A 15,757-nucleotide genomic window follows, 5' to 3' on the forward strand; every position below is an offset into this window, starting at 1 on the left:
CTTCCTTACGTCACTTGGCGGCAGCGGCCGGAGTGTCCTCGCCGAGCAGCTTGCCGTCCGAGGTCTCGAACTGCTTCTTGAACTCCGCCACCGCGTCGTCGATCGCCTGGATCGTGTCGTTCGACATCTTGGCGCCCTCGCGGATCGAGGTGAGCAGACCCGCCTCCTTGCGGTGGAGGTAGTCCAGCAGCTCGCGCTCGAAGCGGCGGATGTCGGCGACCGGGACGTCGTCCATACGGCCGTTGGTGCCGGCCCAGACGGAGACGACCTGGTCCTCGGTGGCCATCGGCTGGTACTGGTCCTGCTTCAGCAGCTCGACCATGCGCGCACCGCGCTCCAGCTGCGCCTTCGAGGCCGCGTCCAGGTCGGAACCGAAGGCGGCGAACGCCTCCAGCTCACGGAACTGGGCGAGGTCCACACGGAGGCGGCCGGAGACCTGGCGCATCGCCTTGTGCTGCGCGGAACCACCGACTCGGGAGACGGAGATACCGACGTTCAGCGCGGGGCGCTGACCGGCGTTGAACAGGTCCGACTCCAGGAAGCACTGGCCGTCGGTGATGGAGATGACGTTGGTCGGGATGAACGCCGAGACGTCGTTGGCCTTGGTCTCGACGATCGGCAGACCGGTCATCGAACCGGCGCCCATGTCGTCGGAGAGCTTGGCGCAGCGCTCCAGCAGGCGGGAGTGCAGGTAGAAGACGTCACCCGGGTAGGCCTCACGGCCCGGCGGGCGGCGCAGCAGCAGCGACACGGCGCGGTAGGCGTCGGCCTGCTTCGACAGGTCGTCGAAGATGATCAGGACGTGCTTGCCCTCGTACATCCACTGCTGACCGATGGCCGAACCGGTGTACGGCGCCAGGTACTTGAAGCCGGCCGGGTCGGACGCCGGGGCGGCGACGATGGTCGTGTACTCCAGGGCGCCGTTCTCCTCCAGCGCGCGGCGCACGCCGGCGATGGTGGAGCCCTTCTGGCCGATGGCGACGTAGATGCAGCGGACCTGCTTCTTCGGGTCGCCCGAGCGCCAGTTGTCGCGCTGGTTGATGATCGTGTCGACGGCCAGGGCGGTCTTGCCGGTCTGGCGGTCACCGATGATCAGCTGACGCTGACCACGGCCGATCGGGGTCATCGCGTCGACGGCCTTGTAGCCCGTCTCCATCGGCTCGTGCACCGACTTGCGCTGCATGACCGTGGGGGCCTGCAGCTCGAGGGCGCGGCGGCCGGACGTCTCGATCTCGCCGAGACCGTCGATCGGGTTGCCGAGCGGGTCGACGACACGGCCGAGGTAGCCCTCGCCGACCGCGACGGAGAGGACCTCACCGGTACGGGTGACCGGCTGACCCTCCTCGATGCCGCTGAACTCACCGAGGACGATGGCACCGATCTCGCGCTCTTCCAGGTTCAGCGCGAGGCCGAGGGTGCCGTCCTCGAACTTCAGCAGTTCGTTGGCCATGGCCGAGGGCAGGCCCTCGACCTTCGCGATGCCGTCGCCGGCAAGGGTGACCGTACCGACCTCCTCGCGCGAGGCCGCGTCCGGCTTGTACGACTGGACGAAGTTCTCCAGCGCGTCCCGGATCTCCTCCGGCCGGATCGTGAGCTCCGCCATCTGGGTTCCCTGCTCTCCTTGTTGGGCCCGAAGTTTCACTTTGGGGGTCTGGGGGCGACCCCCAGGAATCCTCTGCACGGCCCAACCAGGGCCGTAAGTACGTACTGCTTTTCTCGAATTATCGAGTTGCTGCTAGCTCGCCATGCGGCGGGCGGCCTCGTCCAGCCGGTCCGCGATCGAGCCGTTGATGACCTCGTCACCGACCTGCACCCGGATCCCGCCGACGACCTCGGGGTCGACGTCGAGGTTGAGGTGCATCCGACGCCCGTAGAGCTTGGTCAGGGCGGCGCCGAGGCGCTCCCTCTGCCCGTCGCTCAGCGGCACCGCCGAGGTGACGACGGCGACCATGCGGTTCCGGCGCTCGGCGGCGAGCTTGGACAGGGACTCCAGTCCCGACTCCAGGCTACGTCCACGCGGCGCGGTCACGAGGCGCGTCACCAGACGCTCGGTGGCCGGCTTGGCCCGCCCGCCGAGGAGCCGGTTCAGCAGCTCGGTCTTGGCCGAGGTGCCGGCGGCACGGTCGGTGAGCGCGGCGCGCAGCTCGGTGCTGGAGGAGACGATCCGGCCGAACCGGAACAGCTCGTCCTCGACGTCGTCGAGCGTGCCCGTCTTCTCCGCGGCCGTGAGGTCGGCGGTGTCCGCCAGCTCCTCCAGCGCGTCCACCAGGTCGCGGGGCTGCGACCAGCGGGAGCGCGCCAGCCCGGACACCAGGTCGACGGTCGACCCGCTGACCTGGCCACCGATCAGACGCTGGACCAGCGCGGCCTTCGCCTCTCCGGACTGCGCCGGGTCGGTGAGGACCCGGCGCAGGCCGGCCTCGCGGTCGAGCAGCGCGGTGACGGCCGCCAGCTCGTCGGCGAGCTGCGCGGCGTCCACGGACGTGGAGTCCGTCAGCGCGTCGAGACGCTCCCGTGCGGCTGCCAGTGCCTCGCGGCTCGCTCCGTTCATCGCGTGGCCTCGGCCTTCTCCTCGAGCTCGTCGAGGAAGCGGTCGATCACACGGCTCTGGCGGGCGTGGTCCTCGAGGGACTCGCCGACGAGCTTGCCGGCCAGTTCGGTGGCGAGCTTGCCGACGTCCTGACGCAGCGCGGACGCGGCGGCCTTGCGGTCGGCGTCGATCTGGGTGTGACCGGCGGCGACGATCTCCTCGCGCTGCCGCTGGCCTTCGGCCCGCATCTCGGCGATGAGCGCGGCACCCTGCTCCTGCGCCTCCTGGCGCAGGCGCGCGGCCTCGTGCCGGGCCTCGGCGAGCTGGGCCTTGTACTGCTCAAGGACGCTCTGGGCCTCGGTCTGCGCGGCCTCGGCCTTTTCGATACCGCCCTCGATGGCTTCGCGGCGCTCTTCCAGAACCTTGTTGATGTTCGGGAGGAGCTTCTTGGCGAGGAAGCCGAAGACGATGACGAAGGCGATCAGGCCGATGACGAGCTCTGGGATCGGCGGGATGAGGGGGTTCTCGGCCTCCTCAGCCGCAAGCTGAACCAGGGGGCTCATATCAGTGCCTTTCGTCTATTGGTGCGCGGCGGTCGGGTCAGGAGGCCGGGTAGACGAACGGCATGACCAGACCGATCAGGGCGAGCGCCTCACAGAAGGCGAAGCCGAGGATCTGGTTGGCACGGATCAGACCGGCGGCCTCGGGCTGGCGGGCGAGAGCCTGCGTACCGTTACCGAAGATGATGCCGACGCCGACGCCCGGGCCGATGGCGGCGAGACCGTAACCGATGGAGCCGAGGTTGCCCTTGATCTGGACGCCGGCGGCAAGGGTTTCGAGAGCGGACATGCCGGTTCTTCCTTCTCTTTCAATGACCGGTGGGGGTTGGCCACCGGATGTCTGGGTGGGTGGTCGGGGGCTCAGTGGTGCTCGGCGAGCGCGCCCTGGATGAAGCTGCAGGTCAGCAGTACGAAGACGTATGCCTGAACAGCCTGGATGAAGAGCTCGAAGGCCGTCATGACGATGACCATCACGAACGAGACGGCGGAGTAGGCGATGCCGATGCCGTTCAGCATGTACCAGCTGGCGATCGTGAAGAGCAGCAGCAGGGTGTGACCGGCGAACATGTTCGCGAAGAGTCGGACGGCGTGGGTGAAGGGCCGCACCAGCAGGTTCGAGAACAGCTCGATCGTCATCGACAGCGGCAGGACCGCGCCGAGCGACTTGTCGTAGCCGGTGAAGTTCTTGAAGGCGCCGACGAAGCCGTGCCGCTTGAAGGTCAGCCCGACCCAGAGGATGTAGACGATGCCGGCCAGGACGGCGGGGTACGAGATGATCGCCGTGACCGGGAACTGGGCGACCGGGATGACCGACCAGAGGTTCATCATCCAGACGAAGAAGAACAGCGAGACGACGAGCGGGACGTACTTCTCGCCTTCCTTCTTGCCGATGGTCTCGTAGACGACGCCCCGGCGGATGAAGTCGTAACCGGACTCGGCCACCAGCTGGAGCTTGCCCGGGACGACCTTCGGCTTGGCGAAGGCGGCCCAGAAGAAGCCCACGATGATGATGGAACCGAGCAGCGCCAGCAGCATCGTCTTGTTGAAGTACAAGTCGCTGTCCGCGTCGCCCCAGAGCGGCTTGAACAGGAACGAGTGCAGGCCCGGAGCCGGGAAGCCGCACCCGTCGAACAGGTGACAGCTCGTTTCGAAAGCGAGCGTCTGCGTCGGGTCAGCACTCACCGCGGGCTCCTTCATCGTGGCGCATAGGTACGGCAACCTCGTTGTGTCGGCGCGGCGCACGGCCGCGGGTCGGCACGGGACTGGTGTTACGGGTGTGGGGGCGGCTGTGGGGCATCTCGCCTCGCGATGGAACAGGCGTCAGCTCAGATGCCCGCGCCCGCGATGCCGCAGTTGGCACCGGACGATAGCAGCATCTCTCATGCGCCTTTATCCCGGCCCTACCTCTCACGACGAGTGGCCTGTCTTCTCGGGCTTGTCGCCCTTCGACGAGGCTTCGGGATCGACGTAGAGGATCTTCGCCTTCATGTGGGCACGTGCCTGCGCGGCGATCCACGTCAGGGTGGTGACCACCAGCACGATGGCGAAGGCGCGCGGGTTGAACAGCGTGGTGTTCTTGAACAGCGCGACGAAGATGACCAGCAGCAGCAGCTGGGCCGCGTAGAGCATCAGGCCCATCATCTGGAACAGCTGGGGAAAGGATTTGGCGGTGCGCTGGAGCACGTAGAGACCGAGTCCCATGAACACGATCACCACCAGCGTGCCGACGACGGCCCCGATGGCCCCCTTGCCCCCCGCGACCACTCCGCAGACGACGGCGGCAATCGCGCCGGCGACGGCCGTGGGTACGGCGGTCTGGGCCAGGATCCGGGCGTCATTGGACGGCATGGCGGCAACTCCGCTTTCACAGGGGGCAGGGTGTCGTCATGGACGAGCGTAGTCCCGGGCTGAGTGATCGAGACCTCACACCAATGGACCGTCGCACTCAGGTCCTTCGGTCCTATCCGGGGTTCTCGTGAACCGTATCACAAACTATTTGATGAGGTCTTTACCTGCTGGGTGTGCTTGCTGTCACACATGAGAGTGACAGTGCCCGTCTGTGCAAAAACCGAGCCGACTTGTCTGGTATTAGGGGTCTTTGCTCCCCCACGACTTGGCAATGCTCTAGTCAGATTCTTACCTTGGCCGTCTCAACGGCGATCGACGAAACGCGATCGAGCGCCGATCGCGGTCGCCCCGTTGACGCCCGGAGCCCCGGCCGTGACAGGGGCGCGCTGCTCCGCCCCGGGGGCCTCCTGGCCCGTGGACTCCGCCGCCACGGACTCCGCCGCCGCCGTCTCCAGGGACCGGCGGCGCCTGCGGTAGCGCGGCGGCACGAACCGCTGGGCCCACACCGGCACACGCGGGGTGAAGCGCGGGAGCAGCAGCAGGACCAGACCGACCGCGCTCAGGAAGACCACGCCCAGCACTATCCACATCGACGCCGAGTTCACGGAGTACGCCAGCGCCCCGAAACCGATCAGCGCCGACCAGAAGTACATGATCAGCACGGCCCGGCTGTGCGAGTGGCCGATCTCCAGCAGGCGGTGGTGCAGATGGCCGCGGTCGGCGGCGAACGGGGACTGGCCGCGCCAGGTGCGGCGGACGATCGCCAGGACCAGGTCGGCGGCCGGGACGGCGATGATCGTCAGGGGCAGCAGCAGCGGGATGTAGACCGGCACCGTCTGGTGCACCGCCGCCTTCTCCGACCCCGTGAACAGGGCCAGGGCGTCCGGGTCCACCTGCCCCGTGATCGAGATCGCGCCGGCCGACAGCACCAGGCCGATCAGCATCGACCCGGAGTCGCCCATGAAGATCCGCGCCGGGTGCATGTTGTGCGGCAGGAAGCCGAGGCACATGCCCATGAGGATCGCCGCGAACAGCGTGCCGGGGGCGGCGGCCTCGATGCCGTACGAGGTCCAGATCCGGTAGGCGTACAGGAAGAACGCGCCCGCCGCGATGCACACCATGCCGGCCGCGAGACCGTCCAGGCCGTCCACGAAGTTCACCGCGTTGATCGTGATGACCACGAGGGCCACCGTCAGCAGCGTGCCCTGCCACTGGGTCAGGGCGACGTTCCCGACGCCCGGGATGGGCAGCCACAGGATCGTCAGACCCTGCATGACCATCACGCCCGCGGCGATCATCTGACCGCCCAGCTTGATCAGCGCGTCGATCTCGAACTTGTCGTCCAGGACGCCGATCAGCCAGATCAGGGCGGCGCCGGAGAGCAGCGCGCGCGGCTCGTTCGACTTCGCGAAGACCTCGTTGAGGTTGGTCAGGTGGTCCGCCACCAGCAGCCCCGCGCACAGCCCGAAGAACATCGCGATACCACCGAGGCGCGGAGTGGGCTCCCGGTGCACGTCCCGGGCCCGGATCTCCGGCATCGCCCCTGCCACGATCGCGAACTTGCGTACCGGCCCCGTCAGGAGATACGTCACCGCGGCCGTGATGCAGAGCGTCAGGAGGTATTCACGCACGGGCTTCCCCACAGGTCTCGCTGGCCATCACAGCCACACACCCTAGCGACGGACGCATATGGATGAGGACTGCCGGGTAGCGACGATGGTTGCACGCAGGGCTGTGCGCCCTGGTCCGGGCCTGGTTCGGGGCGGCCCCGGGGGCCCCACATCGGGACACACCAGGGTGTACGGATCCGCGTCTTCCCCCGCTCAGCCGGGGTACGGCGGAAACTGGCCGGTGAGCGCGCGCACCTCCTCACGCGCCGCCGCCGGCTCCGTCCCGCCGCGCAGCACGGCCGCCAGCAGCGCCGCGATCCGCACCATCTCCGCCTCCCCCATCCCCTGGGTGGTCACCGCCGCCGTCCCCAGGCGCAGCCCCCGGCTGTCGCCGTGCGGCAGCACGCAGCAGTCCAGCACCAGCCCGGCCGCGAGGAGCCGGCCGCGCGCGGTGCGGCCGTCCACGCCGAGCGGGGCCGGATCCGCGGTGATCAGGTGGGTGTCCGTGCCGCCGGTGGTGACGACCAGCCCCTCCGCCGCCAGGTGACCGGCCAGCACCCGGGCGTTGGCGACCACCTGATGGGCGTACACGGTGAACGCCGGTGTCGCCGCCTCGCCGAACGCGACGGCCTTGGCGGCGATGGTGTGCATCTGGGCACCGCCCTGCGTGAAGGGGAAGACGGCCCGGTCGACACGTCCCGCCAGCTCGGCACCGCACAGGATCATCCCGCCGCGCGGGCCGCGCAGCACCTTGTGGGTGGTCGCGCACACGATGTCCGCGTACGGCACCGGGTTCGGCGCCACTCCCCCGGCGACCAGCCCGATCGGATGCGCGGCGTCGGCGATCAGATAGGCCCCGACCTCGTCGGCGACCTCCCGGAAGAAGGCGTAGTCGATGTGGCGGGGGTAGGCGATGGAGCCGCAGACGATGGCCTTGGGGCGGTGGTTCCGGGCGAGGTGACGCACCTGGTCGTGGTCGATCAGCCCGGTCTCGGCGTCGACGCCGTACCCCACGAAGTCGAACCAGCGGCCGGAGAAGTTCGCCGGCGAACCGTGGGTGAGATGACCGCCGTAGGGCAGGCCGAGGGCGAGGACGGTGTCGCCGGGGCGCAGCAGGGCCGCGTAGGCCGCCAGGACGGCCGAGGAGCCGGAATGGGCCTGGACGTTGGCGTGCTCGGCGCCGAAGAGGGCCTTGGCCCGGTCGACGGCGGCGCGTTCGGCGACGTCGACGATCTCGCAGCCGCCGTGGTGCCGGGCACCGGGGTAGCCCTCCGCGTACTTGTTGGCGAGCGCCGAGCCGAGGGCCGCGAGCACGGCCGGCGAGCAGAAGTTCTCGGCGGCGATGAGCTGGAGGGTCGTGGACTGCCGCGCCAGTTCGCCCAGCAGGATTTCGGCCATCGCCGGGTCCTGTCGCCGCAGGACATCGGTCTCGTGAACGGTGCTGACCGACATGACGGGCTCCGGGCGGTCGACGGTGACGTATCCCCAATGTAGGCCCGGGGTGCGGCGGACGCGCGGTCGTGCCGACCGTCCGGGTCCGCCTACGTGTGTGCGGGTACGCCCGTCAGCGCGGTGACCACCGGGTCCAGCGCGTCCCGTATCTCGTCGCCGACGGACCGGAAGAAGGTCAGGGGGGCGCCGTAGGGGTCGTACACCTCGTCCGCCTCGGCGGTCGGGGCGAGCAGCCAGCCGCGCAGCGCCGCCGCCGCGCGCACCAGCGCCCGGGCCCGCATGACCACACCGTCCTCCAGCGGCGGCAGCGTCGCCGGATCTATCGCCCGGACCAGGCGGGTGAACTCCTTCAGGGTGAAGGTGCGCAGGCCCGCCGAATGGCCCATGGAGATGACCTGGGCACGGTGGTCACGGGTGGCGGTCAGCACGAGGTCGGCCATGATCACGTGCTCGTCCAGCAGCTCCCGGCCGACGAACCCGGCGGCGTCCGCGCCGAACTCGGACAGCACGGTCTCCGCGTTGGCCTCCATGGGCGCGCCCTCGTGGCCCCAGGTGCCGGCGCTCTCCACGATCAGCCCGCCGCCGAGTACGCCGAGCCGCTCCGCGACGAAGTGGCGGGTCAGCCGCTCGGTGATGGGTGAGCGGCACACGTTGCCGGTGCTGACATGGAGGATGCGGAAGGTGTCGCGGGGGAACCCGAACGTCGTCGTCTCCTCCGCGCTGTAACCCCCGCCGCCTATGCCACGCCCCGCTTCAGGGGCCGTCAATTCGCCACCTCGAGGTCGGGTACGACCTTCCGCAGTTCGTCCGGGGAGATCGCGCCCTCGCGCAGCAGCAGCGGCACCTCCCGGGAGACGTCCACGATGGACGACGGCACGTTGCCCGGGGTGGGGCCGCCGTCGAGGTAGACGGAGACGGAGTCGCCGAGCATCCCCTGGGCGGCGTCGCAGTCCTCCGGTGCCGGATGACCGGTGAGGTTCGCCGAGGAGACGGCCATGGGGCCGACCTCGGTGAGCAGCTCGATGGCGACGGGGTGCAGCGGCATGCGCACCGCGACCGTGCCCCGGGTGTCGCCGAGGTCCCACTGGAGGGACGGCTGGTGCTTGGCGACGAGTGTCAGCGCGCCCGGCCAGAACGCGTCGACCAGCTCCCAGGCCATCTCGGAGAAGTCGGTGACGAGGCCGTGCAGGGTGTTCGGGGAGCCGATGAGGACGGGCGTGGGCATGTTGCGGCCCCGGCCCTTGGCGGCCAGCAGGTCGGCGACCGCCTCCGAGGAGAACGCGTCGGCGCCGATGCCGTAGACCGTGTCGGTCGGCAGCACCACCAGCTCGCCCCGGCGGACGGCGGACGCGGCTTCGCGCAGACCCGTCACGCGGTCGGTCGCGTCGTTGGTGTCGTATCGCCGTGCCATAACTAGCTGGCCTCCTCGTACACGTACTGCGGGGATGAAGTCTGCGGGGTGGTCACGGCAGCGCCTTGCGGGCGGTGGCGAAACGTGGCCTGTTGTTGAGGTCGGGGTGGTCGGCCGCGTCGGCCCAGCCCCGCTCCTCGGTGAAGATCCACGGCACCTGGCCGCCCTGGGTGTCGGCGTGCTCGATCACGACGACGCCGCCCGGGCGCAGCAGCCGGTGGGCGGTGCGTTCGATGCCCCGGATGAGGTCGAGTCCGTCCTCGCCGGAGAAGAGCGCCATCTCCGGGTCGTAGTCACGGGCCTCGGGAGCGACGTACTCCCACTCGGTGAGCGGGATGTACGGCGGGTTGGAGATGACCAGGTCGACCTGTCCGTCGAGGTCGGGGAAGGCGGTCAGGGCGTCGCCCTGGCGCAGGTCGACCCTGGATCCGGCCACGTTCTTCCGCGTCCACACCAGGGCGTCGTCCGACAGCTCCACGGCGTGCACCCGCGAGCGCGGGACCTCCTGGGCGAGGGCGAGCGCGATGGCGCCGGAGCCGGTGCACAGATCGACGATGCACGGCTCCACGACGTCCATGGCGCGCACGGCGTCTATGGCCCAGCCGACGACGGACTCGGTCTCCGGCCGCGGCACGAACACCCCCGGTCCGACCTGGAGCTCCAGGTACCGGAAGTAGGCCCGCCCGGTGATGTGCTGCAGCGGCTCGCGCTGTTCGCGCCGGGCGATGACCTCCCAGTACCGGGCGTCGAAGTCGGCGTCCTTCACGGAGTGCAGTGCGCCGCGCTTCACCCCGTGCACGAACGCGGCCAGCTCCTCCGCGTCGGTGCGCGGCGAGGGCACGCCGGCGTCGGCCAGCCGCTGGGTGGCCTGGGCCACCTCGGCGAGCAGCAGGTTCACGCGAGTCCTCCGTGTCGTACTCGTGCGTGCGGGTCTTACGCGGCGGCGAGCTTCGCCGCCGAGTCGGCGTCGACGCAGGCCTGGATCACCGCGTCGAGGTCGCCGTCCAGGACCTGGTCCAGGTTGTACGCCTTGAAGCCGACGCGGTGGTCCGAGAGGCGGTTCTCCGGGAAGTTGTAGGTGCGGATCTTCTCGGAGCGGTCGACGGTGCGGACCTGGCTGCGGCGGGCGTCGGCGGCCTCCCTCTCCGCCTCCTCCTGCGCCGCGGCGAGCAGCCGGGAACGCAGGATGCGCATCGCCTGCTCCTTGTTCTGGAGCTGGCTCTTCTCGTTCTGGCAGGAGGCCACGACTCCGGTCGGGAGGTGCGTGATGCGCACGGCGGAGTCGGTGGTGTTCACGGACTGACCGCCCGGGCCGGAGGACCGGTAGACGTCGATGCGCAGGTCGTTCGGGTTGATCTCGACGTCGACCTCCTCCGCCTCGGGCGTGACGAGCACACCGGCGGCGGAGGTGTGGATACGGCCCTGGGACTCGGTGGCCGGGACGCGCTGCACCCGGTGCACCCCGCCCTCGTACTTCAGTCGGGCCCAGACGCCCTGGCCGGGCTCGGTCTGCCCGCGGGTCTTCACCGCGACCTGGACGTCCTTGTAGCCGCCCAGCTCGGACTCGGTGGAGTCGATGACCTCGGTCTTCCAGCCGACGCGCTCGGCGTAGCGCAGGTACATGCGCAGCAGGTCGCCGGCGAACAGCGCCGACTCGTCGCCGCCGGCGCCCGCCTTGATCTCCAGAATGACGTCCTTGTCGTCACTCGGGTCGCGCGGGACCAGCAGCAGGCGCAGCTTCTCGGTCAGTTCCTCGCGCTGCTTCTCCAGGTCCTTGACCTCGGCCACGAAGTCGGGGTCGTCGGCGGCGAACTCGCGCGCGGTCTCGATGTCGTCGCCGGTCTGCTTCCAGGAGCGGTACGTGGCGACGATCGGGGTCAGCTCGGCGTAGCGCTTGTTCAGCTTGCGCGCGTTCGCCTGGTCGGCGTGGACCGACGGGTCGGCGAGCTTCTGCTCCAGATCGGAGTGCTCGGCGACGAGTTCCTCGACGGCCTCGAACATCTTTCGGCTCCTGTACTGCGTGGGAAAGGGAAGGGCGACGACCAAAAACGCCGGTCCCGGGCACACCCCCGTGAAGGGCGTGGCCGTGGACCGGCGAAATGGGGCTCGCTACTTCTTGGAGCCGGCAGCCTTGCCGAAGCGGGCCTCGAAGCGGGCCACACGGCCACCGGTGTCGAGGATCTTCTGCTTGCCCGTGTAGAACGGGTGGCACTCGGAGCAGACCTCGGCCCGGATGGTGCCGGACTCGATGGTGCTACGGGTGGTGAACGACGCGCCGCAGGTGCAGCTGACCTGCGTCTCGACGTACGCGGGGTGGATGTCGCGCTTCAAGGTGTCTCCTAGGTTTCGGGAGGGCGCCGGGTCGCCGCCGCGGGGTGCGGGAGCGTGAACCGGAGCCGACGTACCAGTCTGCCAGGACTGGGGCCATCCACCCAAACCGGGGGTGCGGTTGTTCTATTCCTGGAGGTGCGGGGGGGCGCCTGCGGGCGCCGGGGGCCTCAGAGGGCAGGGGCTGCGGGTGAGGGGCTGCGGCGGAGGAAGGGCGCCCGCGGGCGAGGGTTCAGCTCACGACGCCCTTGGCCTCGCCCGTGGCCGTTCCCTCGGTGGCCGACGCCGGGATCGGCTTGTCGCTCTTCAGGGCGTCCCAGACCAGCTGGGCCTTGGCCTTCGCCAGCAGGACCCGGTTGGGGTTGGCCGGGTCGTACTCGACCGGCATCGTGACCATCTTCATGTGCGACGAACTGATGCCCTTGAGCCCGCCCGCGAAGTCGATCAGGTCGTTGACCGAGCCGAGGTCGGAGTCGGTGGTGACGGCCTTGGTGGCGGTGTCGGCGAGGTCGTACAGCTTCTTGGGGCTCGTGAACACGCCGACGTGCTTGACCTGGTCGATCAGCGCCTTGATGAAGGCCTGCTGGAGCTGGATGCGGCCCAGGTCGGAGCCGTCGCCCACGCCGTGCCGGGTGCGGACCAGGCCGAGGGCCTGCTCACCGCTGAGGTTGTGCGGGCCGGCCTTGAGCTTCAGGTGGCTCTGCGGGTCGTCGATGTCCTTGGTCGTGGTGACCTGGACCCCGCCGAGGTCGTCGATGAGCTTCTGGAAGCCCTCGAAGTCGACCTCCAGGTAGTGGTCCATACGGATACCGGTGATCGACTCGACGGTCTTCACCGCGCAGGCCGCGCCGCCGGTGGAGTACGCCTCGTTGAACATCACCCCGGACGCGGCGGAGTGCGTGGTGCCCTTGGTGTCGGTGCACTGCGGGCGGTCGACGAGGGTGTCCCGGGGGATGGAGACCACACTGGCCTTCTTGTGGCCCTCGTACACGTGGACGATCATCGCCGTGTCGGAGCGGGCACTGCCGTCGTCCGTGCCGCCGCCCAGCTTCTTGTTCTTGCCGGAGCGGGTGTCCGAGCCGAGGACCAGGATGTTCTGGGAGCCGTTGTCGATCTTCGACGGCCGGTCGCTGCCGAGGGCCTGGTTGATGTCGACGCTGTGCAGGTTGCCGTTGAGCTTGAAGTACACGACCCCGGCGCCGGCGCCGCCCAGCACGACCACGCCCGCGGCCGTCCAGGCCGTCGCGCGCAGGGCCTTGCTCCCCGTGCTGCGGGTCTTGCGGCGGCGCCCCTTGCCCCCGCGGCGGGGCGCGGTCACGCCCGGCTCGGTTATGCCCGGCTCCGGTGTGCTCTCGGCGGCCACATCGCTCCTAGGTCTCGGCGGTCGGTTACCCCCTGCGGTCAGGGTCAGGTGCGGTCGTCACCGCTCCATAGTCGCTCCGCCAGGTCAGACGGAGAAACTCGGGAAAGGGTTGCACAACGCTCAATGCCCATCGCGTACGACGATGGGCACCCTGTGTAGTCGCTCGCTGCGGACGATCCGCGCTCACCAGGGGATTCGGGCCAGGAGGTCGTACGCCCGGAAAACGGCTCCCGCGCGGCTCCCTGTGGCAAAGATCTCGCCCGGGGTCCTTCCGGCGCCCGTGTCCGCGTACGACGCCGCCCCCCGTCGCCTTGGACGGGGGGCGGCCTCGACACCCTGGGGGCGCGGAGAAACGGCTCGGCCGGCCACGGAAGATCCGCGGCCGGCCGAGCACAGTCACCTCAACGGCGCTCAGTCGCCGTTGCCCGGCGTCGGCGTCGTCTTCTGGATCTGCATCAGGAACTCGACGTTCGACTTGGTCTGCTTCATCTTGTCGAGAAGCAGCTCGATCGCCTGCTGCTGGTCCAGCGCGTGCAGCACCCGGCGGAGCTTCCAGACGACGGCCAGCTCCTCGTTGCCGAGCAGGATCTCTTCCTTACGGGTGCCGGACGCGTCCACGTCCACCGCCGGGAAGATGCGCTTGTCGGCGAGCTTCCGGTCGAGCTTCAGCTCCATGTTGCCGGTGCCCTTGAACTCCTCGAAGATCACCTCGTCCATGCGGGACCCGGTGTCCACGAGCGCCGTGGCCAGGATGGTCAGCGAGCCGCCGTCCTCGATGTTGCGCGCCGCACCGAAGAACCGCTTCGGCGGGTACAGCGCGGTCGAGTCGACACCACCGGACAGGATGCGGCCGGAGGCCGGCGCGGCCAGGTTGTAGGCACGGCCCAGACGGGTGATGGAGTCGAGCAGGACGACGACGTCGTGACCCAGCTCCACCAGTCGCTTGGCGCGCTCGATGGCCAGCTCGGCGACGGTCGTGTGGTCCTCGGCCGGACGGTCGAAGGTCGAGGAGATGACCTCGCCCTTGACCGACCGCTGCATGTCGGTGACCTCTTCCGGACGCTCGTCGACGAGGACGACCATCAGGTGGCACTCGGGGTTGTTGTGCGTGATCGCGTTGGCGATCGCCTGCATGATCATGGTCTTGCCGGTCTTCGGCGGGGCCACGATCAGACCACGCTGACCCTTGCCGATCGGCGACACCAGGTCGATGATGCGGGTGGTGAGCACGCCCGGGTCGGTCTCCAGACGGAGCCGGTCCTGCGGGTAGAGCGGGGTCAGCTTGTTGAACTCCGGGCGGCCGCGGCCGTGTTCGGGCGCCATGCCGTTGACGGAGTCGAGACGGACCAGCGCGTTGAACTTCTCGCGGCGCTCGCCCTCCTTCGGCTGGCGGACCGCACCGGTGACGTGGTCACCCTTGCGCAGGCCGTTCTTGCGGACCTGGGCGAGGGAGACGTACACGTCGTTCGGACCGGGCAGGTAGCCGGAGGTCCGGATGAAGGCGTAGTTGTCGAGGATGTCCAGGATGCCCGCGACGGGGATCAGCACGTCGTCGTCGGCGACCTGCGGCTCGGCGATGTCGTCGCGGCCACGACGGCCCCGGCGGTCGCGGTAGCGGCCACGACGGCCGCGCCGGCCGCCCTCGAAGTCGTCGTCGTCCTGCGGGCCGGCGTTGCGGTCCTGACGGCCGCCGCCCTGCTGCTGGCCCTGCTGCTGGCGGTCCTGACGGCCGCCGCCCTGGCCCTGCTGCTGGTCGTCGCCCTTGCCGCCACGGCGGTCGCCACGCTCACCGCGGTCACCACGGTCGCGGTCCCGGCCTCGCTCGCGGCGGTCGCGGCGGCCACGGCCCTCGCCGTCGCCCGCGTCGCCCTTGGGGGCGTCGCCCTGCGCCTGCTGGGCGGGCGCCTCGGCCTTGGACTCGCTCTTCGCCTCGGCGGCGATCGTCTCCGTGCCGCTGTTCGCCGGGGCACCCGCCTCGGCGGTGGCACGCCGGCGGCGGCGCTCGGTCGGGGCGTCGTCGGAGGCCGGCTGGCCGGGGATCTCGATCTGCTGCTGGGCCACGGCCTTCTCGGCGGGAGCCTCGGCGGCCTTCTCCGCCTTCTTCTCGGCGTCGTCGCCCGTGCGGGCCTTGGAGGTGGCCCGGCGCTTCGGCTTGGTCTCGGCGGGGGCGTCGGCCTTGGCGGCCGGGGCGGCGCTTCCGCTCCCGGCCTGCGCCTCCTTGATGACCTCGATCAGCTGGCTCTTGCGCATCCGCGCGGTGCCCCTGATCCCGAGGCCCGAGGCGACCTGCTGCAACTCGGCCAGCACCATGCCCTCGAGGCCGGTACCGCGGCGCCGCCGGGAGCCGGCACCGGTGGCAGGCGCGGAGGCGTCCGTGGCGGGCGCGGCAGCGGTCTCCTCGACACGTGCGCCCATCAGATCGGTGGTGTCGCTCACGAAGGGTCCTTCCCTGGAGCGGACGTCGGCCTGTCTGGCTCGGCGACCGGTTGTGCTGTCCGGCTACGGTCCTGTCTTCTGTGAACCGTGCCGGGGCGGTGGTCCGCCAAAGCGGCGGAAGAAATGTGCGGTGATGGCGCTTCCGCGAGCCGTGGCACCCAGTGTCACGTGGCGTGGTAGCACCGATTCCGAAGCGTGCCCGGCGGCCCGCTCAGTGTT

15 protein-coding genes are annotated in these 15,757 nt (G+C 69.8%); all 15 read right to left on the reverse strand.

What is annotated here, in order from left to right:
- Positions 1-10 precede the first annotated feature (10 nt).
- A complete protein-coding gene (gene atpA, locus ACZ7KF_RS29580; protein ID WP_471081525.1) occupies positions 11-1,603 on the reverse strand; it encodes a F0F1 ATP synthase subunit alpha in 1,593 nt (530 codons plus the stop codon).
- A gap of 132 nt (positions 1,604-1,735) precedes the next feature.
- Positions 1,736-2,551: a F0F1 ATP synthase subunit delta gene (locus tag ACZ7KF_RS29585; RefSeq protein WP_471081528.1), complete on the reverse strand. Its 816-nt coding sequence runs from the start codon at positions 2,549-2,551 to the stop codon at positions 1,736-1,738.
- On the reverse strand, positions 2,548-3,093 hold the full coding sequence (locus ACZ7KF_RS29590) for a F0F1 ATP synthase subunit B (RefSeq protein ID WP_225827332.1): 546 nt from the start codon (positions 3,091-3,093) through the stop codon (positions 2,548-2,550). The genes ACZ7KF_RS29585 and ACZ7KF_RS29590 overlap by 4 nt, the downstream gene beginning before the upstream one ends.
- Positions 3,094-3,130: 37 nt before the next feature.
- The gene (locus ACZ7KF_RS29595) at positions 3,131-3,379 is read right to left on the reverse strand and encodes an ATP synthase subunit c family protein (RefSeq protein WP_018544514.1); all 249 of its coding nucleotides are present in this window, start codon (positions 3,377-3,379) and stop codon (positions 3,131-3,133) included.
- Positions 3,380-3,450: 71 nt separating this feature from the next.
- Positions 3,451-4,287, reverse strand: coding sequence for a F0F1 ATP synthase subunit A (atpB, locus tag ACZ7KF_RS29600; protein WP_471081531.1), 837 nt, complete (start codon positions 4,285-4,287; stop codon positions 3,451-3,453).
- A gap of 210 nt (positions 4,288-4,497) precedes the next feature.
- Positions 4,498-4,938, reverse strand: coding sequence for a hypothetical protein (locus tag ACZ7KF_RS29605; RefSeq protein WP_471081534.1), 441 nt, complete (start codon positions 4,936-4,938; stop codon positions 4,498-4,500).
- 302 nt (positions 4,939-5,240) lie between these two features.
- Positions 5,241-6,569: an MraY family glycosyltransferase gene (locus tag ACZ7KF_RS29610; protein WP_471081537.1), complete on the reverse strand. Its 1,329-nt coding sequence runs from the start codon at positions 6,567-6,569 to the stop codon at positions 5,241-5,243.
- A gap of 192 nt (positions 6,570-6,761) precedes the next feature.
- The gene (locus ACZ7KF_RS29615) at positions 6,762-8,000 is read right to left on the reverse strand and encodes a serine hydroxymethyltransferase (RefSeq protein WP_225827328.1); all 1,239 of its coding nucleotides are present in this window, start codon (positions 7,998-8,000) and stop codon (positions 6,762-6,764) included.
- 89 nt (positions 8,001-8,089) lie between these two features.
- The gene (locus tag ACZ7KF_RS29620; RefSeq protein WP_471081540.1) at positions 8,090-8,767 is read right to left on the reverse strand and encodes an arsenate reductase/protein-tyrosine-phosphatase family protein; all 678 of its coding nucleotides are present in this window, start codon (positions 8,765-8,767) and stop codon (positions 8,090-8,092) included.
- On the reverse strand, positions 8,764-9,411 hold the full coding sequence (locus ACZ7KF_RS29625; RefSeq protein ID WP_471081543.1) for an L-threonylcarbamoyladenylate synthase: 648 nt from the start codon (positions 9,409-9,411) through the stop codon (positions 8,764-8,766). Before ACZ7KF_RS29625 ends, ACZ7KF_RS29620 begins: the two co-directional genes overlap by 4 nt.
- Before the next feature lie 52 nt (positions 9,412-9,463).
- On the reverse strand, positions 9,464-10,309 hold the full coding sequence (gene prmC / locus ACZ7KF_RS29630; RefSeq protein ID WP_225827325.1) for a peptide chain release factor N(5)-glutamine methyltransferase: 846 nt from the start codon (positions 10,307-10,309) through the stop codon (positions 9,464-9,466).
- Positions 10,310-10,344: 35 nt separating this feature from the next.
- On the reverse strand, positions 10,345-11,412 hold the full coding sequence (gene prfA / locus ACZ7KF_RS29635) for a peptide chain release factor 1 (protein ID WP_471081546.1): 1,068 nt from the start codon (positions 11,410-11,412) through the stop codon (positions 10,345-10,347).
- 108 nt (positions 11,413-11,520) lie between these two features.
- Positions 11,521-11,742, reverse strand: coding sequence for a 50S ribosomal protein L31 (gene rpmE / locus ACZ7KF_RS29640; protein WP_030740744.1), 222 nt, complete (start codon positions 11,740-11,742; stop codon positions 11,521-11,523).
- A 229-nt stretch (positions 11,743-11,971) separates the two neighbouring features.
- Positions 11,972-13,102 (reverse strand): LCP family protein, encoded by a 1,131-nt coding sequence (locus ACZ7KF_RS29645; protein WP_471081549.1) that lies wholly within the window; start codon positions 13,100-13,102, stop codon positions 11,972-11,974.
- A gap of 411 nt (positions 13,103-13,513) precedes the next feature.
- A complete protein-coding gene (gene rho, locus ACZ7KF_RS29650) occupies positions 13,514-15,538 on the reverse strand; it encodes a transcription termination factor Rho (protein ID WP_471081552.1) in 2,025 nt (674 codons plus the stop codon).
- Positions 15,539-15,757: the final 219 nt, after the last annotated feature.

The sequence above is a fragment of the Streptomyces sp. NPDC038200 genome, from assembly GCF_055600785.1.